Raw genomic sequence first — 24600 nt, 5'->3', positions numbered from 1 at the left:
ACTCCCGTCCGCGAACACAGAGGAGCTTTCCGATGGCCTTGACACACGTAGCGGTCGCCGCCCGGCCCGCAACCGACCGAGGACCTCGGCGAGGCCGCCGCGCGCGCAGCGCCGTCGTCGCGCTCACCGCTGCCGTGACCCTCGTCGCGGCCGGCTGCGGCAGCGACGAGTCGTCGGACGAGAGCAGTGTGTCCACCAGCGCCGCGGGCTGCTCGACCGGCTCGGAGTCGGGCACGCGCACCATCAGCGACACGCATTTCGGTGACGTGGAGGTTCCGGCGCATCCGCAGCGGATCGTCGCCGGCTGGCTGGTCGGCAACCAGCTCATCGACCTCGGGGTCCCGCTGGCGGGTCTGCTCGACGACTACCAGCAGAACGCCTCGCAGGCCGAACTGGACAAGGTCAAGGATCTGCCGACGGTCGGGTCCATCGCCGACGGCCTGAGCGCGGAGAAGGCCCTCTCACTCAAGCCCGATCTGGTGGTCACCTCGATCCGGCAGGACGTCGTGGAGACCCTGGCCGTCGACAAGCTCAAGGAGCAGGTACCGGTCGCCGCCTTCGACATCAAGGAACCGGCCGACGTGTGGCGCAACTACCCCAAGGTCGCCGACGCGGTGGGCTGCGGCGACAAGGTCACCGCCGACCTCAAGCGTCTGGACACCGACCTGGAGCAGGTCGGCATCGACAACAAGGAAGCCATCTCCACGCTCGGCGAGGTCGCCTACGTCGAAGGTTCGGCGGTGCCGGGCTCGTTCCAGATCGCCACGTCCAAGGCGCTGACCTACGAGCGCCTCACCAAAGCCGGTCTCACCTACTTCTCGGGCGCCGACCCCAATCCCGAACGCTACAACCAGGCCGTCTCGCTGGAGCTGACCAGCAAGCTCGAACCGGCCAACGTGATCTTTTACGAGGCCGATTTCGACGGCAAGCCCACCAAACGCACGCAGGAACTGCTCGACAAGACCACGTTCAAGAACCTGCCGGCGGTCAAGGCGGGCAACCTGTTCCCGTACCCGGCACCGTACGCGTACACGATCACCGCGGCCGATATGCAGGTCGAGGCCATCACGTCCGCCGTGAAGGCCGCTAAGCCCGCCCAGTAATGACCGACGCCACCTTCACCGCCGCCGCCCCATCCGAAGACGCGACGTCCCCGGCGGGCGCGCCCCGGGCGGGTGCGCGGCCGCTGACCGCCGCCCAGCGCGAGATCTGGGTGGGTCAGCGGCTCACCGATGACGCGACCGCCTACTCGACGGTCCTCGTCGCGCACGCCCGGGGTCCCGTCGACTTCGACGTCCTGCAGGAGTCGATGCGGGTGGCGATCGGCGAATCGCAAGCCGTCCGGGTGCGCTTCCGGGTGGCCGACGGCGGTGAGGTGGTGCAAGAACCGACCGACACCGTCCCCGAATGCGACATCCTCGACCTGCGTGACCGGCCGAACCCGTATGCCGAGGCACGCGAATGGATCTCGGCCGAGCTCGAACGACCCTACGACGTCGCCGGTGAGCGCGGCGAGGGCGGCGAACTGCTGTTCCGCATCGCCCTGATCCGGGTGGAGGACGAGTACAACCTGGCGTTCCTGTCGGCACACCATCTCATCCTGGACGGCACCGCGGTGGGTTTCGTACTCGCATCCGGACTCGCTCGCTACGACGCGATGCGCCGGGGGCAGAAGTACGCCGGCGCCGACGAGTCCGGTACGCAGTGGTCGCTGGGCAGCCTGGTCGATCTCGACGACGACTACCGCAACTCCGAACAGTTCGCGCAGGACCGGGACTTCTGGGTCGCGCACGTCGCCGACGCGCCGCCACCGCCGCGGCTGCTCACCGATCTCGATCCGACGCCCCGCCGGGCCGATATACTCTCAGTCGGGCTCACCGACGAGGAGTACGACCGGCTCTACGCGCTGGCCCGCACGCTCGGGGTGCGGACGGCGGGCATGCTGTTCGCGGCACTCGCCGGATTTCTGCATCGGCGGACCGGCCAGAGCGATCTGATGCTGGCCATGCCGATGGCGGCCCGCACCACACCCGAACTGCGGACGCATCTGGGCACTTTCGCCACGGTGCTGCCGGTGCGGGTCCGGTTACGGTCGGGCGCCACCTGGCGGCAGGCGGCCGGCGACATCGATGAGCTACTGGGTAAGGTGGCTCCGCACAGCCGTTTTCGCGGTGAGGATCTCGGCCGGGCGCTGCGAGATGCGGGCAACCCTAAGGCACTGTTCGGCGTCGGTGCCAATGTGCTGCCGTTGAGCACCCGTCCGTTCACCCGGGTCGGGCTGGAGGCGACCCTGGAGATCCTGTCGTCGGGTCCGACCGGCGACATCGACGTCTTCTTCGAGGTCGACGTCCCCGCCCGCAAGATCCGGCTCAACCTGCACGGACCCGGCACCCACATGGCCGAGATGATCCGTATTGCCGACGAGCTGGCCGACTACGTACGCGGCCTCGTCAACGATCCGGAGCAGGTGATCGGTCCCGCGTTGCCCGCAGCGGCCGGGCAACCGGACGGGTCCGCGGCCGAGGCACCGGCCGGAACTCTGCCCGGCGCCGAGGAGTGGATCGCCGCCAACGACGCCGAATCCTTCAGCACCGGATCTTTCGACACCGCATCCGATGTGGAACCGGACCCCGATACCTATCCCGCGACCGTCATCGCGGTGGACACACCCGCCGGCACCGAGGCCGCACAGGTCCGGGCGGTGCTGACGGCCCTCGTCGGCGCGCACCCTGAGCTGTCGCTGCGCGCCGAGCGCTGGGCTCCGGGTCTGTGGGAGTACGTCCCGGCCGATGCCGCGGACGCCCTGACGATCCTCGATCCGGCAACCGTGCCCGACGCGGCCGCCGGCGGATTACCGGACACCGCAGGCGGTTTCGCCGCCGCCTGGATACCGGGCACACGCCGCCGACCCGGAACGCTGCTGCTGGCCGCGCACCCGCTGATCGCCGACGCCCACGGCCTGCAGATCCTGCGCCGGGACCTCGACACCTGTTGGTCGGCCATCGCGGCCGGCGCCACCATCGACCTTCCCACCGCACCCACACCTGCCGATGCGGTGACGTGGGCCGCCGACCGCGCCAACTCGGCCGGCTGCGTCGAACAACTCGACAGCTGGCTCGAACTCACCCGGCAGGCGCCCGCCACCGGGCCCTCCGACGACGGTGACCGGGCCACCGCGACGGCCCTCGCGGACCCCGCGGCCACCGCTGCGGCGGGTCTGGATGTGAGCGGCACCGCTTTCGCGGCACTGTCGCTGGCCCTGTCGGAGGTCGCCTCCACGGCAGGCACTCGGGGCTCACGTGTGATCGTCGACCTCGACCGCGCCGGACGCGCCGGTTATCGGCAACCCGTCATCGGCAGTGCTGCCCCGTTCGGTTTCGCCGCCCCCATCGCCGTGCCGGTGACCACCGATCCGTCCGCCGCCCTCCGTACCGCCCGTACCGGCCTGAATCGGCAGCCCGACAATGGCCTCGACTTCGCGCTGCTGCGCCATCTGCACCCACAGGCGTCCGCCGTGCTCGCCGACGCCGGATCCCGCTGGCCGATCCGGGTGCGCGATGAGCGTGGCCTGCGGGTGATGCGCGGCCAGGATCCGGCCACCGGTGCGCTGGTCCGGCTCACCGACGACGGATTCGTGCTGACCGTCCACTCACCGCTGCCGACCGGCGACGGATTCGTGGAACCGGCCGCGCTGGTCCGGGCCTGGGCACGCGCCGCCGAGTCGGTGGCCGCCGCCGCCGCCGACCCCGCCAACCAGGTCGGTCCGTCGCCGGACAACATCGTGGGCGTCGAACTCTCCGACGCCGCGCGCACCCGGCTGCGGCAGCTCGCGCCGGGCCCCATCGAGGCGATCTGGGCGCTGTCACCGCTCCAGGAAGGCCTGTACTTCCAGTCGGTGGTGTCCGAGGATCTCGATATCTACAACGCCCAATTCGTGCTCGACTTCGATCGCGCGCTCGACCCCGACAGGCTCCGGCACGCACTCGCGGCACTGATGGCCGATCACCCGGCGTTGCGCGGCGGTTTCACCCACGACGGGATGCCCGGACCGGTCCAGTATATCGTCGACCGCCTGCCCGTCCCGCTGGAGATCGCCGATCTTCGTGAATTGCGCGACACCGCACTCGACGACGCCTACAACACGGTGATCGGGGCCGACCGCGCGCACACATTCGACCTGACCGCGCCGCCGCTGTGGCGGGTCACGCTGATCCGGCGACCGGACGGCGACCGGCTCGCGGTGTCGCGCCGGTTCCTGGTCTGGGACGGCTGGTCCAACGGTCCGTTCATCGGCGGGTTGCTCGCCCACTACGCCGGTGAGCTCGACCGCTCGCCCGCACATCCCCCGTCGCTCCGCTCGCCCGCACCAATCGAATCGGCGGTGTTCGCCCGGTATCTGCGATGGCTGGGTGAACGAGACCGTGCGACGGCCGCCGCCGCGTGGGCCGACTATCTCGACGGCTACGACGAACCGTCGGTACTGGTTCCCGAGGCCGACCCGATTGTCCGGGGCCGCACCCGGATCCACAACCACACCCTGAGCGCCGGGCAATCGGCGGCACTGCCCGCGCTGGCCCGTGCCGCCGGTGTCACCCTCAACACGGTGCTCTCGACGGCACTGCTGCTGGTGGTGGGCCGGTGGACCGGCCGCACCGATGTGGCGATCGGTCAGACCATCGCGGGCCGCCCGCCCGAGGTCGAGGGCGCCGACACCGCGATCGGCATGTTCCTCAACACCGTTCCGGTGCGGGCCCGACTGCGGCCCGACGCGACCGTCGCCGATCTGCTCGGCGCACAGCAATCCGCCGCGCTGGGCGTGCTCGGGCACGACTGGCTCAGCCTCGGCGAGATCCAGGCGCAGGCCGCCGCACCCGTTCTGTTCGACAGTCTGCTGGTGTTGCAGAACTTCATCGCCGACGCGGCGCTGGGCGCCGAACACGGGGTGGTGGGACACACCAGCGACGATCACACCCACTTCGCCCTGACCGTGGTGATCACCCCCGGCGACGAGCTGACGGTGAAGGTCGAAACCCGCTCGGACATCATCGACGACGAGACCGCCGAGGGCCTGTCGGCCGACCTGCTCACCCTGCTGGCCGCACTCGCCTCCCCCGGACCGGTGCTCGATACCCCGCTGGCGCGGTTGCCGATCGCGGCGGCGCAGCAGCCGCTGATCGGGCGCACCCTGGACGTTCCGGACCTGTCGGTGTCGGAGCTGTTGGCGGCCACGGCCGCCGACAACGCCGAGGCCACCGCCCTGATCTTCGGCGATCAGTCGCTGACGTTCGGCGAACTCGACGCCGAGATCAACAGGCTGGCCCGATTGCTGCTGGCCGACGGCGCCGCACCGGAGACCGTGGTGGCCCTCGGTATCGAACGGTCCATCGAGATGGTGGTGGCGCTGTTCGCGGTACTGCGTACCGGCGCCGCCTATCTGCCGCTGGAGCTGGTACATCCGGCCGAACGCCTGCACGAGTTGGTGGCCGACGCCCGTCCGGTGCTGGCCCTCACCGCCGGCACCGGCGCCGAGACCGATCGGGTGATTTTCGGCGACACCGGGGTGCGGCCGATCGACCTGCGTTCGACGCAGGTGCGCGAACGACTTGCCAAACTCTCGCCGGAAGCGCTGTCGGACAACGAACTCGGTGGATTCGCACGCGATCGCTCCGGCCGGCTCGACCATCCCGCGTATGTCATCTACACCTCGGGGTCCACCGGCAGACCCAAGGGCGTGGTCACCGGCTATCGCGGCCTGACCAACATGTACGTCAACCACCTCGACGAGATCTTCCGGCCCGCGGTCGCCCGTTCCCGGTTCGACCGCCTGCACATCGCGCACACCGTGTCGTTCGCCTTCGACATGTCATGGGAGGAACTGCTCTGGCTCACCTACGGCCATACGGTGCACATATGCGACGAGGAGTTGCGCCGCGACCCGCGTGATCTGGTGGCCTACTGCGACGCGCACAGCATCGATGTCATCAACGTGACCCCCACCTACGCCGAGTACCTGATCTCGGCGGGCCTGCTCAACGGCGAGAACACCGGCGACACGGCGGGTTCGCACCGTCCGGCACTGATACTGCTCGGCGGCGAGGCCGTGGGCACCGGGGTGTGGGACGCTCTGCGCGAGGCCGACGGTACCGAGGGCTACAACCTGTACGGGCCCACCGAATACACCATCAACACCCTCGGTGGCGGCACCGGGGATTCGGCGACGCCCACGGTGGGCAGACCCATCAGCAACACCGTCGGACATCTGCTCGACCCGTGGCTGAGGCCGGTACCGCCGGGCGTGCCGGGCGAGTTGTACGTCGACGGCGACGGCCTGGCCCGCGGTTACTGCGGCCGCCCCGAGCTGACCGCGGCGAGTTTCGTCGCCCACCCGCACAATCCCGGCGAAAGGCTGTACCGGACGGGTGATCTGATGCGCCTGCGCGGCGACGGCCTGCTGGACTACCTCGGGCGCACCGACTTCCAGATCAAGGTCCGCGGCTATCGGGTGGAGCCGGCCGAGGTGGAGGCCGCGCTGGCCGCCGTCGACGGAGTGTTGCACGCCGCGGTGGTGGCCCGCACCGATGGCGCCGGAACACCCTCCTCCACAACCACACTGGCCGCGTATGTGGTGTCCGACGGACATCTGCCGCCGATTCCGCAGATCCGGCGTCGGCTCGCCGAGCGGCTTCCCGCCTACATGGTGCCCTCCACGATCACCGAGATCGGCGAGATACCGGTCAACGTCAACGGCAAACGCGATGTGTCCGCGCTTCCCCAACCGGTCACCGCCGCCGGTGGTGGCGGGCGGTCCGGGTCGATGCTGGAGCGGGTGCTCGCCGAGATCGCCGCGGGCGTCTTCGGCGTCGACGAGGTGGACCCGGACACCAACCTGTTCGATCTGGGTGCGCATTCACTGCAGCTGATGACGTTCGCCGACGCGGTGCGCAGCAGACTCGGGGTAGAGCTCAAGGTGGCCGACGTGTTCACCAATCCGACGATCGCCGGCATGGCCGCGGTGCTCGGCGGCGACTCGGATACCGGCTCGCATCTACGGGTTCCGGTGATCACCTTCCGCCGCCGACCCGCGCACGCCGCCGACACCCCCGTGTTCGTCCTGCCGCCGGGTACCGGTCTGGGTTGGCGCTACGGCCAGTTGCTGGCACACATCCCCGACTCGCGAGGCGTGTACGCCGTGCAATCGCCACCCATCGCGCACATCGAGGTGGCCGCCGACCTGGGTGCCACGGCACGGTATTTCGCCGAACAGATCGACCGGGCCGTCGCCGGGGACGGCGACGGCGACGCGGTGACACTGCTGGGCTGGTCGTTCGGCGGTTCGATCAGCACGGCGGTCGCGGCGGCACTGGCCGAACGCGGCCGGCGGGTCGAATCCCTGGTACTGGTCGACTCGTTCGCCCGCTCCCCCGCCGAATACTTCGAGTACGTCGACACGATCGCACCCGCGGCGGCGGCCCTGGCCGCGATCGACGTGCCGGTACCACCGGAGCTGGCCGCCGATCTGACCGTGGAGCAGGCGGTCGAGGTGGTGCGCGGCAGCGACTCGGTGTTCGCCGGACTCGGCGCCGACTACATCGCATCCATCGTGGCATCGAACATGTGGGCCCTGACGGTGATGCGGCAACTACACCCTCCCGCCGAACCCCTGGACACCCCGGTGCTCTACGTCGAGGCCGATCCGCCGTTCTCGTACAACACCTGGGCGGGCATGCTGAATGTGACACAGCATGTGAGCGTGGAGTATTCGCATCCCCAGATGCTCAATCCCGATGCGGTGCGCAGCTGGGGACCGCATCTGGCAGCATTCCTGGAGCCGAAGGCATGACCGAGCCCATCGCCCTCACCTGCGCACAGGCCGGACTCTGGTTCGGCCAGACTCTGGCCCCGGACAACGCCACCTTCAACGTGTGCGACGCCATCGAGATCCCCGGCGACATCGATGTCGAATCGCTTGTGCGCGCCGCGCACCTGGCGGTGTCCGAGTCCGACGCGCTGACCACGCGCCTGGTTGCGTCCGGCGACGGCTGGCGACAGCTGCCCGGCGACTTCGACCCGGCTCCGCCCACCGTCGTCCGCACCGACGCCGACGACCCGTGGCCGGTGATCACCGAACAGATGCGCCGGTGGACCGGCCGGCCGCATGATCTGAGTGTCGAACCGGGTGTGCACCACTGGGTCATCTCCGCTCCCGGACGCACATTCTGGGTGCTGGCGGTGCATCACGCACTGATCGACGCCTACGGCCTGTCCCTGGTGTTCAACCGGGGCGCGGCGATCTACGCGCACCTGCTGGCCGGTACCCAGGACACCGCGGCCCCGCTGGATCCGATCGCCAAGGTCGTCGACGGCGACCTGAACTACCTCGCCTCCGATGCCTACCGCAGCGATGCCGCATTCTGGTCCGAACGGCTAGACGGCGCACCCGAAACGGGCTTGTCCGGGCAGGCCGACGCCGTCCGCACCATCCGCACCACGCTGCCGCGGATTCCCGGGAGTTGGACGATTGCCGTCACCGCCGGTGTGGCCGGATATCTGGCCCGGGTGCGTGGCGAGGACGAGATCAGCCTCGGATTCCTGTTGATGAACCGGCTCGGCTCGCCGTCGGCGCGGGTCCCCACCGTCTCGGTGAACCTGGTGCCGCTGCGGGTGACCACCCGTCCAGCCGACACCGTCGCCGAGATCATCGCCGGCACCGAATCGGTGATCCGTGAACTGAGCCGCCACCAGCGGTACCGGGGCAGACCTGTCGGCGGTGAGGACGGGACCGGACACGGCACCGGCCCGACACTCACCGGCGGGTTCAGCCGATTCGCCGGGACCGTCGTCAACGCCAAGCCGTTCGCCCCGTCGGTGCGTTTCGACGGCCGCGACGCCGCCCAGCACTCCATCGAACGTGGCCCGGTGCAGGACTTCTCGGTGACCATCGCACCCACCGGCGATGGTGAACTGGGCCTGCTCATCGATGCCGACGCGGGCCTCTACGACGACCGGGCGCTGTCACGGTTGTCCGATGACATCGCCCGGTTCCTGGTCGCCTTCACCGACCCCGCGTCCGCCGACAGGAAGCTCGCGACACTGGCGCTGCTCACCGACGCCGAGACCGAGCACGTCGCCCGGCTCGGCCGGGGCGGTCCCAATCCGGGTGGCGTGTCGATGATCGAGACATTCGACGCGACGGTCGCCGCCGACCCGGACGCGATCGCGATCCTCGCCCCGGACGCTACCTGGACGTTCGCCGAGTTGTCGGCCCGCACCGAGGTGCTGGCCCGTACGCTGCGCGCCGCCGGAGTACGCGCCGACGATCCGGTGGCGATCCTCGCCGACTCGTCGGCGGCCACCGTGGCCGCGATCCTTGCGGTGTGGCGGGCCCACGGAGCGTTCGTCCCGATTGACCCCCGATATCCCGCCGACCGGGTCACCTATCTGCTCGAGGACTGCCGGGCGCGGGTGGTACTGGTCACCGAGTCGACGCGTGAACTCGCCGGCCGGTATCTTCCCGCCGGCGCCACACTCATCGACCTCGCCTCCACCGATGCTCCCGACAACACAGAAATAGTTCTGCCGCAGGACTATCCACACCCCGAGAGCACCGCCTACGTCATCTACACCTCCGGATCGACCGGTCTGCCCAAAGGTGTGGTGATCCCGCACCGCAGCATCTGCACCCTCCTCGGCTCGCACCGGTTTTTCACGATGCCGGACGAGAAGATCCGGATCCTGAGCACCCACACCTTCTCGTTCGACTCGGCGGTGGTGCCGTTGGCGTGGATGTGTTTCGGGCACCACCTGCACCTGATCGACCGGGCCGATGTCACCGACCCGGACGTGGTCATCGACTTCATCCGCGGACACCGTATCGACTATGTCGACGCGGTCCCCGCCCTGCAGGCCGAGTATGTGCGCGCCGGTCTGGTGAATCCATCATTCGGCCAACATATTCCGCGGTGGCTGTCGACGGGCGGGGAGGCCTTCTCGCCGTCGTTGTGGACCGAGCTGCACCAGAACCCGGCGGTCACGGTGTTCAACCTGTACGGCCCCACCGAGACGACCGTCGAGATCACCTTCGCCACGGTCGCCGACACGCCCCGACCGTCGATCGGGGTGCCTTCTCTGGGTGCGGACCTGCATATCCTCGATCGGCACCTGCGGCCGGTCGCCGCCGGCGACGAAGGCGAGCTGTACATCGGCGGACAACAGTTGGCGCGCGCCTACCACCGGCGTCCGGACCTGACCGCGCAGCGGTTCGTGGCCAGCCCGTTCGTCACCGGTGAGCGCCTGTACCGGACGGGCGACCTGGTGCGCTGGAACACTTTCGGTCAACTCGACTATCTGGGCCGTGCCGACGATCAGGTGAAGGTGCGCGGCTACCGCGTCGAACTCGGCGAGGTGGAATCCGCGGTCACCGCGGCCGCCCGCACACTCGGCCTCCCGGTCGGCGCGGTGGTCGCCGATGTGCGGTCCTCCGAGGGATCACCGGCGCGGCTCGTCGCCTACCTGACGGGTACGGCCACCGACGATTTCGCCGCGCTGCGTGAGAACATCGCCCGGATCGCGCCGTCGTACATCGTCCCGTCCGCGTTCGTGCCGATCGACACGATCCCGCTGAGCCCGGCGGGAAAGACCGATCGGCGGGCGCTGCCCGACCCGTGGCACGGTCAACCCGTCGCCGCGCAACCGGTGACGGGCGATTCACCGGTCGCGATCCTGTCCGGACTGATCGCCGACATCCTGGAGCTGCCGTCGGTGGCACCCGACGAGGACTTCTTCTCGCTCGGTGGTGACAGCATCATCTCCATCCAGTTGACCTCGCGGGCACGCGAATTCGGTATCGTGGTGACCCCGCGCCAGGTCTTCGAGTTGCGCACGGCACAGGCGCTGGCCGACGCGGCCGATCGGTCGTCGGCGGCCACCGTGACCGCCGACCCGGCCCAGGCCGTCGGCGAGATCGCGTTGACACCGCTGATGCATCGAGTGCTGCGCGGCGGCGGTCCGCTCGACAGATTCGCACAGATACGTGCCTACCGGATACCGCCGGGCGCCTCCCCCGCCGATCTGTCCGACACCCTCGACGCGGTACGCCGGGCCCATCCGATGTTGCGCGCGCGGCTCACCGACGCCGGACTCGTCGTCGACCGCTCACCCGCCGACGACGCCGACACCTCGGTGCAGGACGTCAGCATCCCCGCCGGACTCGGCGTCGCGGCCGCCCGGACCTGGGCCGAACAACGGATCACCGAGGCCGCCGGACTGCTGCGCCCACGCACCGGCCTCATGAGCCGGGGCCTGCTGATCCGCGATCTGCCCATCGGGGACGGGGCCACCGCCGAAGGCGTCACCGACGCGTTCGTGCTGATCGTTCACCATCTGGTGATCGACGGCGTGTCCTGGCGGGTGCTGAGCGAGGACCTGCGGCAGGCGTTCGACTCGGTGTCCCGGGCCGGCGCGGCGCGGCTCCCCGCACCCACGACGTCGTTCCGCGAATGGTCACGCGGACTGGTCGCCCGGGCCGCCGACACCGATATCGCCGCCGGTGCCGGGCTGTGGGAGCATCCCCCGGCCGCACCCGGTCCCGACGACATCGCGGTATCAGCACGCCCGCTGGACGCCGCGGTGGATGTGGCGTCCGCCGTCGACCGGTTCGAGGTTGATCTGCCCGCGCGGGAGGCCATCTCCGCGATCCCCGACCTGTACCGGACCGGTCCCACCGAGGTTCTGCTCGCGACGCTGGCACTGGCGATCGCCCGGGTGTACCCCGATGATCGCCCCGGCAGCCGCCGATTGTTTATCGACCTGGAAGGCCACGGCCGCGACGAGACGCTGGTCGACGGCGTCGACCTGTCGCGAACCGTCGGCTGGTTCACCGCCTTCTGGCCCGTGCCGGTCGACATCCGCGCCGACGGCGTGGCGGCGGCGCAGGCGGCCGACACCCTCATCAAGCAGGTCAAGGAACGGCTGGCCGCACCCGTGTTCGGCGGCCTCGAGTACGGTCTGCTGACCGAACTCGCACCGGGCGCCGAACCACAACGACCGAGCGGCGTCCTGTTCAACTATCTCGGCAGGCTCACCACCGGCGAGGGCACCGGGCCGTTCTCGGCGGTCTGGCCGGATACACCGATCATCGTGGTGCGCGACGACTCGATGCCGGTATCGCATCCGCTGGAAATCAACGCGGTGGCCGTCGCGGTCGGCGACGAGTTGCGGCTGCGGGCCGAGATCTCCTTCGTCCGAACACTGATCAGCCGGGAACGCGCACAACGGATCGTCGCCGAATGGTCCGCGATCCTGGCCGCGCTGACCGCACCCGACACGATCGGCGAATTGGGCGGGATCACCCCGTCCGACTCACTGATCGACGACCTCACCCAAGACGAGATCGATGAATTCGCCGACGATTTCGCCTGAGAACCAGCACCGGCGACAAGAGAGTACGACACCATGGCATTGCTGTTCACCGTTGACACCGTCGAGGATCTGTCACCGCATATGCGGCGATTCACCTTCTCGGGCGATGCCGTAGGCCAATACATCGCCACCGGCCAGTTCCCCAACATCAAGATCTTCCTGCCGCACCCCGACGGCACCTACGACGTCCCCGAACTCGACGACCCGACCAGCCGGGTGGAGACCGTCCTGCGCTCACGACCCGAGCTGCACGCCCGGGTCCGCACGTACACGGTGCGGCGCCACAGCGCCGAGAACAACACCCTGAGTATCGATTTCGTACTGCACGGCGATGAGGGCATCGCGTCGGCATGGGCCGAACGCGCCAAGCCCGGCACCACCCTGGGTATCGCGGGCGGCGGTGGACGGCACATCGGCCACGGCGACCACTACCTGATCGCCGGCGACGAAACAGGACTACCCGGAATCGGTGACATCCTGGACAATCTGCCCGCCGACGCCACCGGCACCGCCTACATCGAGATCGCCGACGACTCCGGGCGGTTCGAACTCACCAAACCCGGCGGCGTCGACGTGGTGTGGCTGTCACGGGAGGGTGCGCCCGGCGGCACCACCACCCTGCTCATCGACGCCGTGAAAGCCCATGAACTCAAACCCAATACATTCGCCTGGGTGTCGGCAGAGTCGGCGCAGGTGATCGCGATTCGCAAGGATCTGCGGGCCCGCGGGGTGGACCGCAAGTCGATGCTGGTGATCGGCTACTGGCGCCGCGGCCTGTCGGAGAACGGCTACGCCAAGTCCGCCAACCACGACCGCGACCTCAAAGAGTACGACGATCACGAACACGACCACGACCACGGAGTCGGTGCCGCCATGCGCGAAGGCGCCGCCAACCTCGCCACCCGACTGCGCCGCCGTCGCCGCGCCCGAGACCCGAAACACCACCCCACCGCCGATTGAAGCACGAACAGCCGCACGACAACACCACCCCGCCGCTGGTTGAGGTGCGAAGAGCCGCTAGGCGATGAGCCTCGAAACCTGGTGGGCCATAGCGGGAATCAGTCGGAGATGTCGGCGATCGCACCGGCGGTGTTGAGGTCGCCGTAGGCGACGGCGTATCGCTGGGCCAGCGCGAGCGCGATCTCCGGGCGCTGCCACAGGCCGCCGTCGGCACTCGCCGTGGCCAGCCAGGTGGCCAGACCGTGGGCCACCGATGCCCGGTACCGCAGCCAGATCTCGTCGTCCGATGGCAGTTCGGACGCCGGAAGCTCCAGGGCGGAGCGGTATTCGACGAGTAGTGCGCGTTCGTGGGTGCGACGGTCCTCGACGGTGATCGATCCCTGCAGAAAGTATCCGACGTCGAGTGACCAGTTACCGCGACGCACCATCTGCCAGTCGAGCAGACCCACGTCGCCCTCGGGGGTGACGTAGGTGTTGCCGATGTGCGCGTCACCGTGCAGCAGCGTCTGGGTCGTGGTGGTGAGGGTGCCGATGTACGGTTTCCACACCTCGTCGACGAGTTGCCCGATGGTCATCGACAGCACCGACCGCGGAGTCGTGTCGTCCAGCTTCTCCAGCGCCGACGGCAGCGGCGCGTATTGCAGGCCGTCGAACGCGACGAACGGTTCGAGCCAGGACAGCTCCGGAACATCAAGGCGCGCACCCCAATACCGGCTGTGCAGCCGGCCCAGCGCCCGTACCCCGGCGGCCGCCTGGCCGGGGGTCAACGGCCGCAAGGAGTTTCGTGGGTCGGCGCCGCGTGCGACGATGTCCTCCATGACGAGCAGGAAGTCCTCACCGACCTCGTCGAACAGCGCCGAGTACACGGCCGGATGATCCACCGGCAGCGGCACGTCGGCCGCGAACAGTCGCGGTTCGTGGAACAGTCCGCTGGTCATCGTCAGCAGCACCCGATGATCGGGGTCCACCGATTTGACGAAAACCGTTGCCGGACCCGTGCCGGCACGATATGTGAGCGCCAGCCGGGCCCGCCGGTTTGTGCCGTCGTCGCGCAACACCACCGACACCTCGTCGACGATCGCCCCGGGATGGATGTCGGCGAGTATCCCCGACATCCACTCGGGCGTGATCTCATCAACGCTCGTGGGCATCGTCGGTGCACTCAACTCGGGTCTCCCGCCGCGTCAGGTGGAACTGGAAAGTTCACCCGACGCTAGCGACGACGGAACACCGGGGTGCGGCCACGTTCCGGACACCGGGACGGTGATCACCGCCGCCGTGTTGTCACTCCCACTCGATGGTGCCCGGCGGCTTGCTGGTGACGTCGAGAACGACCCGGTTGACGTCGGGGACCTCATTGGTGATGCGGGTGGAGATGGTTTCGAGGACGTCGTAGGGCACGCGCGTCCAGTCGGCGGTCATGGCGTCCTCGCTCGAGACCGGCCGCAGCACGATCGGGTGGCCGTAGGTACGGCCGTCGCCCTGCACACCGACGCTGCGCACGTCGGCCAGGAGCACGACCGGGCACTGCCAGATCTGGCCGTCGAGGCCGGCGCGGGTGAGTTCTTCGCGGGCGATGGCGTCGGCGCGACGCAGGATCGCGAGCCGTTCGGCGGTCACCTCGCCGACGATGCGGATCGCCAGGCCCGGACCCGGGAACGGTTGGCGCGCAACGATCTCCTCGGGCAGGCCGAGCTCGCGTCCCACCGCGCGCACCTCGTCCTTGAACAGTAGGCGCAGCGGCTCGACAAGGCTGAATTCGAGATCGTCGGGCAGGCCGCCCACATTGTGGTGGCTCTTGATGTTGGCGGTGCCGCTGCCGCCGCCGGATTCGACGACATCCGGGTACAGGGTGCCCTGCACCAGGAAGTCGACCTTCTCGCCCTGTGCGGCGCGGTCACCGAGCACCTCGGTGACCGCACCCTCGAAGGAGCGGATGAACTCGCGGCCGATGATCTTGCGTTTGGCCTCCGGGTCGCTGACCCCGGCCAGTTCACCGAGAAAGGTTGCCTCGGCGTCAACGGTCACCAGACGCGCGCCGGTGGCGGCGACGAAGTCCTGCTGCACCTGCTCGCGCTCACCTTCACGCAACAGCCCGTGGTCGACGAACACACAGGTCAGCTTGTCGCCGATGGCCCGCTGCACGAGCGCGGCCGCCACCGCCGAGTCGACCCCACCGGACAGGCCGCAGATCGCCAGCCCATCGCCCACCTGCGCACGTACGTCCTCGATGAGACTCTCGGCGATGTTCGCGGCGGTCCAGGTGGGTTGCAGACCCGCGATCTCGTACAGGAATCGGGTCAGCACCTGCTGGCCGTGCGGCGTGTGCAACACCTCGGGGTGGTACTGCACCCCGGCCATCCGGCGCTCGATGTTCTCGAACGATGCGACCGGTGCGCCGGGAGTCGAGCCGGTGACCGTGAAGCCCTCGGGCGCCTCCTGCACGGCATCGTTGTGGCTCATCCACACCGGCTGCTCACCGTCGAGGCCCGCGTGCAGTACGCCGCCGGCCGGGGCGAACGGCGTGCGCCCGAACTCGCGGCCGCCGGTGTTGGCGACGGTACCGCCGAGTGCTGTGGCCATCGATTGAAAGCCGTAGCAGATGCCGAACACCGGTACACCCAGGTCCAGGACCGCCGGGTCGAGGCCGGGGGCGTCATCGGCGTACACCGACGCGGGCCCGCCCGAGAGCACGATGGCCGCCGGGTTCTTGGCCTCGAACTCGGCCGGTGACGCATCGTGGGCGATGACCTCGGAGTAGATACGCGCCTCACGCACCCGCCGGGCGATGAGCTGCGCGTACTGGGCACCGAAGTCGACGACCAGGACGGGACGGGTATCGGTGGTATCGGATGAGCCGGTCACCCGCGCAAGTCTATAAGCGTGCCCGACATCGCGGGAAATCGCCGGCCGCGCCGCGTGGCGCGGGCTACGGGTCCGCCCCCGGCTCCGAGGCAGACATCACGTTTCCAGGTGTCCTGCGGCGTGGGATACTCCGAGATCGTCATGGATGAAACAACCAGCGTCCCCGCACGGGCTCCCTTCCTCACCGTCACCGACCTCACGCAGTCCGCCGTTTTCGCCGCGCTGATCGCGGCGCTCGGCCTGCCCGGCACCATCAACCTTTCCAGCGGTGTGCCCATCACCCTGCAATCGCTCGGCGTGATGCTCGCGGGTGCGGTCCTGGGCCCCAAGAAGGGCACCCTGGCGGTGGCGATCTTCGCGGTGCTGGCGCTCGTCGGCCTGCCGATCCTGGCCGGCGGACGCAACGGCTGGACCTCGCTCACGTCGGTGACCGGCGGCTTCTTCATCGGATTCCTGCCCGCCGCGCTCATCATCGGGCTGCTGACCGCGCTGATGATGCCCAGGTACCGCTGGTGGCTGGGCATCGTGTTCAACATCGTCGGCGGCCTGCTGGTGATCTACACCTGCGGCATCGTCGGCATGGTGATCAAGGGCATGACGTTCGACGCCGCGCTCAGCGCCAACACCTCGTTCATCGCCGGCGACATCGGTAAGGCTGTGGTGGCCGCGCTGGTCGCCGCGCAGGTGCACCGCGGCTGGCCCGGACTGATCCGGCCGCTGGGCCCGGCCACCGTACTGCGCGGGGCTTGATCGGGTCTGCCGTGATCACGTTCGACCACGTTTCGCACGGCTACGACGGCCGCCCCGTTCTCCGGGATGTCAGTCTGACCCTGGGCGAGCGCCGGATCGGGATCGTCGGCGCCAACGGTAGTGGCAAGTCCACGCTCGCCCGGATGCTCAACGCCCTGGTGCTCCCGGATACCGGCACCGTCACCGTCAACGGGCTCGACGTGGCCAAGAACAAGCGGCAGGTGCGACGCGACGTCGGGTTCATCTTCTCCGACCCCGACCGGCAGATCATCATGCCGACGGTGCGCGAGGACATCGAGCTGTCATTGCGGCGCACATCCCTGAGCAAGGACGAGCGGGCGCGCAAGGCCACCGACGTGCTCACCCGGTTCGGGCTCGGCGCTCACCTGGACCACCCGGCCAACCGGTTGTCGGGCGGCCAGAAGCAACTCCTCGCACTCGCCTCGATCCTGGTGACCGAGCCACGGGTGATTGTCGCGGACGAGCCGACCACGCTGCTCGACCTGCGCAACGCCGCCCTGCTGCGGCGTACCTTCGCCGGGCTCGATGAGCAGCTGATCGTGGTCTCGCACGATCTGGAGTTCGTCGGCGACTTCGACCGCGTCATCGTCATCGACGACGGCCGCGTGGCCGCCGACGACACCCCGGCCGCGGCCCTGGCCTTTTACCGTGCCCGGATGACCACGTGAGCGTGCTCGGCGTGTACCGCCCGGGCAGCACCGTTCTGCACCGGTTGCCACCAGGTATCAAGCTGCTCACGCTGGCGGTGGCGATTCTGGCGATCTCGCTGACGGTGCGGTCGATGACCGCGCTGGCGGTGGCCGCCGGATGTGTGGCCGCGGTATACGCGCTGGCCCGGGTCGGGCCACTCACCGCCTGGCGGCAGCTGCGCCCAATGCTGTGGATGTTGCTGCTGATCTTCGTGTTTCAGACCATTTTCACCGGCTGGGAGCGGGCCGTGATCGTCTGCGGGGTGCTGGTGACGTCGATGGCCCTGGCCACGGTGGTGACGCTGACAACGCGCACCACCGACACTCTCGACGCCCTGACCCGGGCGATGAATCCGCTGCGGCGCTTCGGTTTCCCGGTCGACCATCTGGCGATGGCACTGGCCCTGACCATCCGTGCGATCCCGCTGATGGTGGAGGTGGTACGTGAGGTGGACGAGGCCCGCAAGGCCCGTGGCCTGCGGCCGGGTCCACGGATTCTGGTGGCGCCCATTGTGATCGCCGCGCTGCGCACCGCCGAAGGATTCGCCGACACCCTCACCGCCCGCGGCCTCGACTGAGGCCGCCGGTTCATGGTGTCGCGAGATTACGAGCCTCGAAACCCCACCGCTGGTTGAGGCGCGAGCCTGCGAGCCTCGAAACCCCACCACTGGTTGAGGTGCGAGCTTGCGCCGGCGCTCCGCACACCTCAACCAGCAAGGTCAGGCACGGGCGGACAGACCCACCTTCTGGAACTCCTTGAGGTCGCAGTAGCCGGCCTTGGCCATCGCGCGCCGGAGCGCGCCGACGAAGTTCAGCTCGCCGTACGGATCGTCGGACGGACCACTGAGGACCTGCGCCAGGTCGGGGCGCTCGTCGTCGGTGGCAACCTGCAACAGCGAACCGCGCGGGGTGTCGGGGTGCGCGGCCGCCGACGGCCAGTACCAGCCCCGGCCCGGAGCCTGCGCGGCGGTGGCCAGCGGGGTGCCGAGCACAGCGGCGTCGGCACCGCAGGCGATGGCCTTGATGAGGTCGCCGGAAGTGTGGATGTCGCCGTCGGCGATGACGTGTACGTACCGTCCGCCGGTTTCGTCGAGATAGTCGCGGCGGGCCGCGGCGGCATCGGCGATGGCGGTGGCCATCGGCACGCCGATGCCGAGAACCTCACCGGTGGTGGTGGATCCGGCGGTCGAACCGTAACCGACGATGACACCGGCAGCACCGGTGCGCATCAGGTGCAGTGCGGTGCGGTGGTCGTGCACACCGCCGGCGATGACCGGGATGTCGAGGTCGGCGATGAACGTCTTGAGGTTGAGCGGGGGTCCGCTCTCGCCGGTTGCGCGGTCGGTCCGGGTGACGTGCTCGGCGGAGATGATGGTGCCGTGCACCACCAGCAGTTCGACTCCGGCGGCCAGCAGAGCCGGGGTCAGTTCGGGAGCGTGTTGCGGACTGACCCGCACCGAGGTGGTCACCCCGGCCTCGCGGATCCGTGCCACAGCCTGCCCGAGCAGTTCGGGGTCGAGCGGCGCACGGTGCAGTTCCTGCAGGCGGCGCACCGCTGCCCGCGGATCGGGGTCAGTGGCGGCCACGTCGATCAGCTCGCCGATCTTGCTCTCGACGTCGCGGTGCCGCGCCCACAGTCCCTCGCCGTTGATGACGCCGAGCGCGCCCAGACGGCCGAGTTCGATCGCCGACTCCGGCGAGACGAGCGCATCGGTGGGATGGCTCAGGATCGGGGCGTCGAACCGGTAGGCGTCGATCTGCCAGGCGGTGGACACATCTTTGGACGACCGGGTGCGGCGGGACGGGACGACACTGATGTCGTCGAGTTCGTAGGTCCGCCGGGCCGTGCGGCCCATTCCGATATCGACAAGGTCACGCACCGTTGCGCCTTTCTGCTGGTGACGAGTGCTCACAGGGAAGTGCCCGGGTCGCCGTGTGGCGCACCCGTTGTGAGTCGGTGGGTTCGGGCACGTACCGGTCAGCGTGAATAGTAGTTGGGCGCCTCTGTGGTGAGGGTGATGTCGTGCGGATGGGACTCTTTGAGCCCGGCCGCGGTGATCTGCACGAACCGCGCCTGCTGCAGGTCGGTGATGGTGGCCGAGCCGGTGTAGCCCATCGCCGCACGCAGACCGCCGACCAGCTGGTGCACGACCTGGCTGAGCGGCCCGCGGAACGGGACGCGGCCCTCGATGCCCTCGGGGACGAGCTTCTCCTCCTTGAGGACATCGTCCTGGAAGTAGCGGTCCTTGGAGTACGACTTGCCCTGGCCGCGGCCCTGCATGGCGCCGAGCGAGCCCATGCCGCGATAGCTCTTGAACTGCTTTCCGTTGACCAGGATCAGCTCTCCGGGCGACTCGGCGGTGCCCGCGAGCAGCGACCCGACCATCGCGGTCGAGGCTCCGGCGGCGAGTGCCTTGGCGATGTCGCCCGAGTACTGCAAACCGCCGTCGGCGATCACCGGTACGCCGGCCTTGTGGCAGACGGTGACCGCTTCGAGGATCGCGGTGATCTGCGGGGCGCCGACACCGGCGACCACCCGGGTGGTGCAGATGGAGCCCGGTCCGATACCGACCTTGACCGCGTCGGCACCGGCCTCGATGAGCGCCTGGGCGGCCTCGCGGGTGGCGACGTTGCCGCCGACGACGTCGACGCGGTCGCCCACCTCGGCCTTCAATTTGGCCACCATGTCCAGGACGAGCCTGTTGTGGGCATGTGCGGTATCGACGATGATCACGTCGGCACCGGCGTCGGCGAGCGCCATCGCCCGTTCCCATTGCGGACCGCCGGTGCCCACGGCCGCACCCACGAGGAGCCTGCCGTCGGAATCCTTGGTGGCCAGCGGGTGCTGTTCGGTCTTGACGAAGTCCTTGACGGTGATCAGACCGGTGAGTTTGCCGTTGCCGTCGACGATCGGCAGCTTCTCCACCTTGTTGCGGCGCAGCAGGCCGAGTGCGGCCTCTGCGGACACACCCTCCTGAGCGGTGATCAGCGGGGCCTTGGTCATCACCTCGGAGACCGGACGGTCCTGGTCGACCTCGAAGCGCATATCGCGGTTGGTGATGATGCCCACGAGCTCGCCGACGGCATCGACCACGGGCAGACCGGAGATGCGGTAACGCGCGCACATCGCGTCGACCTCGGCGAGGGTGTTGGTGGGCGAGCACGTCACCGGATCGGTGACCATCCCGGCCTCGGACCGTTTGACGGTCTCCACCTGTGAGGCCTGCGCCTCGATCGACAGATTGCGGTGCAGCACACCCATGCCGCCGGCCCGGGCCATGGCGATCGCCATGCGCGATTCGGTGACGGTGTCCATCGCCGAACTGACGAGCGGTACCCGGAGGGTGATGTTGCGGGTGACCCTCGAGGACGTGTCGACGTCACTGGGAATCACATCCGACGCCGAGGGCAACAGCAGGACGTCGTCGAAGGTGAGACCGAGCATCGCGACCTTGCCGGGGTCGTCTCCACCGGTGTGAACGTGCGTCATCGTTCCATCTTATCGGCACCGTCGGCCCAACCAGGAATCGTGTTGACCGCACCACATACACCACCGCGACGGCCCGCTCCGGAGCAAGCGCCCGCTCGGGCCCGCCGCACAGCGGCATTCGCCCGGACGACGTTGTCCCACATGTGGTGGTTGATCGGTTACCGTGGAGCACGTGCGTGATCACCTTCCCCCTGGCCTTCCCCCGGATCCGTTCGCGGGCGATCCCAGCGACCCGTCGGCCGCCCTGGACGCGATTGAACCGGGCATCCCGCTCGACGAGAGCGAGCGGATGGCCGTCGAGGAGGATCTGGCCGATCTCGCGGTGTATGAGGCGTTGCTGGCCCAACGCGGTGTGCGCGGCCTGGTGGTAATGTGCGAGGACTGTCGTGAAGATCATTATCACGATTGGGAGATGTTGCGCGCCAATCTACTTCAACTGTTGGTGGATGGTACGGTGCGCCCGCACGAGCCCGCTGTCGATCCTCGCCCCGACGACTACGTCACGTGGGACTACTGCCGCGGCTACACAGACGCACACGGCCATTTCATCACCGGCACCGATCACTGACGTCCGGATATCCGGCCTTCGACAACAGCAATGCCGAGACAACAGCAATGTCGGCACCGTCCGCGGTGTCGGCATTGTCGGCTTCTGCCCGTGTACCGGTCCGGCGTGCTGCCGCACCGCGTACCCGGGTCAGTTCGACGGCGACGTGGTCTCGACCGCGGTCCGGTCGTCGGCGGGGTCGTCGGCGGGGTCGTCGGCCGCTGTGGGGGCCGCCGTCGTCACCTCGTCGTTGGTGGCGGTGGGTGCCACGGTGGTCTCCGGGGGATTGCTGGTCGAGGGCGGCCGGGAGGTGGGCGCGTCCAGCACCACCGTGTCCGACGGGCGCGTCGTCACCGTGATGGGACCGCCGTCGTCGCCCGTCGGATCCATGGAGTCGTCGGTTCCCGGGTTGTCCGTGGCCGCGTCTTCATCGGCGGACGTCGTCGATGACCGCTTCGGCGAGGACCGGCTGCTGCTCGCGCCCGTCGCCTTGTCCGCGCTGTCGTCCTTGATCCGCTCGATCCATTCGTTCATCCGGCGGCGGGTCTCTTCGTCCTTGACCGGTTTAAGACTCTCCGACGCCTTCGAGATCAGACTGCTGGCCGATGACAGGTCACCGGTCTGCACCGCCGACTGCGCCTGTTCGAGGTTGTTCTTGGCCTCGACCATCGCCTTGGTCTGCTGGGCCTGCTCGGCGAAGACCACCGACTTGACACCCCACAGCGCGTCACCGGGTTGCGCTCCCTCGGCCACGACGATGAGGCCGGCGGCGGCGACGACCGCAACGGCCGCGGCCCCGGAGACAACCCGCAAATGCCGCATTGTGCGACGGCCACGACGCGGTTGCCCGGACGCGGCGATGGCGTGTTCGACCTCGTCGACCGACGGCAGCGGCGGCGGCGGCGCGGACAGGCTGTCGCGACGCCACCCGGACAGCAGGACGGCGAGCCGGTACTCGTCGTCGTCGCCGGTGAGCACGGGGGCGTCACGGGAGAGCGCGTCGAGGAACTGGTCGTCGGCACGCAGGGCGACGAAGTCGAGTCGTTCGGTGTCGGCCTGCGAATCCGAGTGTTGTTCGTCCCACTGTCGTTCGTGGTCGTTCATCGCGGATCACCTGCCTTACCGATAAGTTTCTTGAGCCGGGACAGCGCACGGTGCTGCGCCACACGCACCGCAACCGCGGTGGACCCGACGACCGTCGCGGTTTCTTCCGCCGACAGCCCTACGACGAGCCGCAGGACCAGGATTTCCCGCTGCTTTTCAGGAAGCAGTTCCAGCAGCTCACGCATCTGCCGACTGACGTCGGCGTTGAGGGCCAGTTGTTCGGGCCCGGCGACGCCGGTGGGTCTTTCCGGTACATCCTCGACGGGATCCGAGCGCACCCGGCCGACCGCCCGCATGGCGTCGGCGACCTTGTGCGACGCGATCCCGTACACGAAGGCCATGAAGGGCCTGCCCTGCTCTTGATAGCGGGGCAGCGCCGTCATCACTGCCATCAGTGCCTCCTGCGCGACATCATCAGCGGAGAACAAGTGCCGTTCTCCGACTCCCAGACGTCCTCGGCAATAGCGCAAGATCGGTTCCTGCACGCTCTCGAGAACTGACGTGAGTGCCGCACGGTCACCCTGCCGTGCGGCGCGGACAGCATCGTCCAACTCACTATCTGTCAATCTCATCGCTTGTTACGAACTCCGTGTTACATAGTCGTAGCTGTCACTACCAGCAATTTCCGTCGGCGCCGTTGCCTGTCCGTTATCTCCGTCACGTGTGGCCATGACGCCGAAGACCCCGACGCCGTCCCACCGGGAACCTAAAACACCTTAGCGAGGTACCGGTCACCGGCCGAATGACATACCGCGTCGTGTCAGTTCGGCGTGCAGGCTCCGATACTCGACGGCAACGCCCGGGTCCGACACGAGGGACCCGAGCAACGCCGTCGCGGCCCACTGCAGTGGCAGCAGCCCGGCGTCGGCGGCAGCCCTCCGACAGGCCTGCCCGCGTTCGACGGCGGCGGCGGCGTCGCCGGTGGCGGCATCGACGGCGGCGGCGATCAGATCGGTCTTCATCCGGTGCCGGGTATGGCGCTGTGCGGGCAACTCGGCCAGCAGGTCCAGGCCCGCCTGCGCGTGGATCCGTGCCGCTGCGGGCTCCCCGCGGTACAGGTCGAGTTCGGCGCTGACCCATTCGCACCGGAGCATCGGCCGCAGAGCGCACTCCCAGTCGCCCGCGTCGGGGGCCGCGGCGGCCATGAGGCTTCGTGCCCGGCGCAGGAGGCGTTCGGAGGCACCGAACGCGAACCGCCCCAGATTGTCGGCGGCGAGCCCGACGAGGGCGTCCATCCGGGCCGCGAACGCCCACCGGCCGTCGGCGGCCCCGGCAGGCCCCGGCAGGCCGATCGCCGCCAGCGCGCGCGCATCGGATACCAACGCCCGATCGTGGCGGCCCGCCTGCCGCAGCAGCGAGGCCCGGGTACTGAGGCACAGCGATTCCAGTGCCGTGTCGCCGGCCCTGGTCGCCTCGTCGCGGAGCATCTCCAGTTCGGTGTCGGCGCGGGCGACGTGCCCCGCGGCACCGTGTGCCACCGCCCGGTGCCACCGTTCGTGGCGCAGCACCTGCCGATTCCGATCGGCATCCGCGGCTATCTCACCCACCGAACCACCCGCGAGCAGCGGAAATAGTGTCATGAGTCACCCTCACCGATACAGTTTGCATGAATTTAACACCGCCGAACACGGGGTTTGTGGGCGGCAAAAGTGACAGGCACATGTTCTGATTATGTCATAGAGGTTACGTGACGTCGGTGGGAAACTTTCCCCGAAGCACCGCCGATACCCGCGAGTAGAACCGGACGGACCACGAAT

Annotated in this window: 15 protein-coding genes; 8 read left to right on the top strand and 7 right to left on the bottom strand. The window is 68.9% G+C overall.

What is annotated here, in order from left to right; genetic code table 11:
- Positions 1-32 precede the first annotated feature (32 nt).
- Genes GII31_RS07105 through GII31_RS07090 form a run of 4 tightly spaced genes read left to right on the top strand, consistent with a single transcriptional unit; the run spans position 33 to position 13377 of the window.
- Positions 33-1103, top strand: a complete 1071-nt coding sequence (locus tag GII31_RS07105) for an ABC transporter substrate-binding protein (RefSeq protein ID WP_213248093.1) — start codon at positions 33-35, stop codon at positions 1101-1103.
- Positions 1103-7840, top strand: a complete 6738-nt coding sequence (locus GII31_RS07100) for a non-ribosomal peptide synthetase (RefSeq protein ID WP_260840360.1) — start codon at positions 1103-1105, stop codon at positions 7838-7840. The genes GII31_RS07105 and GII31_RS07100 overlap by 1 nt, the downstream gene beginning before the upstream one ends.
- On the top strand, positions 7837-12417 hold the full coding sequence (locus GII31_RS07095) for a non-ribosomal peptide synthetase (RefSeq protein WP_213248087.1): 4581 nt from the start codon (positions 7837-7839) through the stop codon (positions 12415-12417). Before GII31_RS07100 ends, GII31_RS07095 begins: the two co-directional genes overlap by 4 nt.
- A 33-nt stretch (positions 12418-12450) precedes the next feature.
- The gene (locus GII31_RS07090; RefSeq protein WP_213248085.1) at positions 12451-13377 is read left to right on the top strand and encodes a siderophore-interacting protein; all 927 of its coding nucleotides are present in this window, start codon (positions 12451-12453) and stop codon (positions 13375-13377) included.
- Positions 13378-13475: 98 nt separating this feature from the next.
- On the opposite strand, the gene GII31_RS07085 is transcribed toward GII31_RS07090, so the two are convergent.
- Together GII31_RS07085 and guaA are read right to left on the bottom strand one after the other, a co-directional pair.
- Positions 13476-14528: a phosphotransferase gene (locus GII31_RS07085; RefSeq protein ID WP_407649911.1), complete on the bottom strand. Its 1053-nt coding sequence runs from the start codon at positions 14526-14528 to the stop codon at positions 13476-13478.
- 133 nt (positions 14529-14661) lie between these two features.
- The gene (gene guaA / locus GII31_RS07080) at positions 14662-16242 is read right to left on the bottom strand and encodes a glutamine-hydrolyzing GMP synthase (RefSeq protein WP_213248081.1); all 1581 of its coding nucleotides are present in this window, start codon (positions 16240-16242) and stop codon (positions 14662-14664) included.
- Positions 16243-16383: 141 nt separating this feature from the next.
- Between guaA and GII31_RS07075 the strand changes: the two genes are divergently transcribed.
- From GII31_RS07075 to GII31_RS07065, 3 genes are read left to right on the top strand one after another with little or no spacing between them, the layout of a single operon-like run.
- Positions 16384-16992, top strand: coding sequence for a biotin transporter BioY (locus GII31_RS07075; protein ID WP_213248079.1), 609 nt, complete (start codon positions 16384-16386; stop codon positions 16990-16992).
- Positions 16993-17003: 11 nt separating this feature from the next.
- Positions 17004-17681 carry an energy-coupling factor ABC transporter ATP-binding protein gene (locus GII31_RS07070; RefSeq protein WP_213249973.1) on the top strand — a complete coding sequence of 226 codons (678 nt, stop codon included), beginning with the start codon at positions 17004-17006 and terminating at the stop codon, positions 17679-17681.
- Positions 17678-18280 (top strand): energy-coupling factor transporter transmembrane component T family protein, encoded by a 603-nt coding sequence (locus tag GII31_RS07065; RefSeq protein WP_213248071.1) that lies wholly within the window; start codon positions 17678-17680, stop codon positions 18278-18280. The genes GII31_RS07070 and GII31_RS07065 overlap by 4 nt, the downstream gene beginning before the upstream one ends.
- A gap of 141 nt (positions 18281-18421) precedes the next feature.
- Here the strand turns inward: GII31_RS07065 and GII31_RS07060 are convergent, their stop codons facing one another.
- Both GII31_RS07060 and guaB read right to left on the bottom strand, forming a co-directional pair.
- Positions 18422-19582, bottom strand: coding sequence for a GuaB3 family IMP dehydrogenase-related protein (locus GII31_RS07060; protein ID WP_213248069.1), 1161 nt, complete (start codon positions 19580-19582; stop codon positions 18422-18424).
- 98 nt (positions 19583-19680) lie between these two features.
- A complete protein-coding gene (gene guaB / locus GII31_RS07055) occupies positions 19681-21192 on the bottom strand; it encodes an IMP dehydrogenase (protein WP_213248067.1) in 1512 nt (503 codons plus the stop codon).
- Between the two features lie 172 nt (positions 21193-21364).
- Here guaB and GII31_RS07050 point away from each other — a divergent pair, with 172 nt between their 5' ends.
- Positions 21365-21760 (top strand): DUF5319 domain-containing protein, encoded by a 396-nt coding sequence (locus tag GII31_RS07050; protein WP_213248065.1) that lies wholly within the window; start codon positions 21365-21367, stop codon positions 21758-21760.
- 129 nt (positions 21761-21889) lie between these two features.
- Here GII31_RS07050 and GII31_RS07045 read toward each other — a convergent pair whose 3' ends face one another.
- From GII31_RS07045 to GII31_RS07035, 3 genes are all read right to left on the bottom strand, one after another.
- Positions 21890-22843 (bottom strand): anti-sigma-D factor RsdA, encoded by a 954-nt coding sequence (locus tag GII31_RS07045; protein ID WP_213248063.1) that lies wholly within the window; start codon positions 22841-22843, stop codon positions 21890-21892.
- Positions 22840-23415 (bottom strand): sigma-70 family RNA polymerase sigma factor, encoded by a 576-nt coding sequence (locus GII31_RS07040; RefSeq protein WP_213248061.1) that lies wholly within the window; start codon positions 23413-23415, stop codon positions 22840-22842. Before GII31_RS07040 ends, GII31_RS07045 begins: the two co-directional genes overlap by 4 nt.
- Positions 23416-23574: 159 nt before the next feature.
- Positions 23575-24423 carry a hypothetical protein gene (locus GII31_RS07035; protein WP_213248059.1) on the bottom strand — a complete coding sequence of 283 codons (849 nt, stop codon included), beginning with the start codon at positions 24421-24423 and terminating at the stop codon, positions 23575-23577.
- Between the last annotated feature and the right edge of the window lie 177 nt (positions 24424-24600).

The organism is Gordonia pseudamarae (assembly GCF_025273675.1).
In the GTDB taxonomy this organism is placed as follows: domain Bacteria; phylum Actinomycetota; class Actinomycetes; order Mycobacteriales; family Mycobacteriaceae; genus Gordonia; species Gordonia pseudamarae.
The sequence above is the reverse complement of the archived record's forward strand: the minus strand, read 5'-3'. Positions and strand labels throughout refer to the sequence as shown.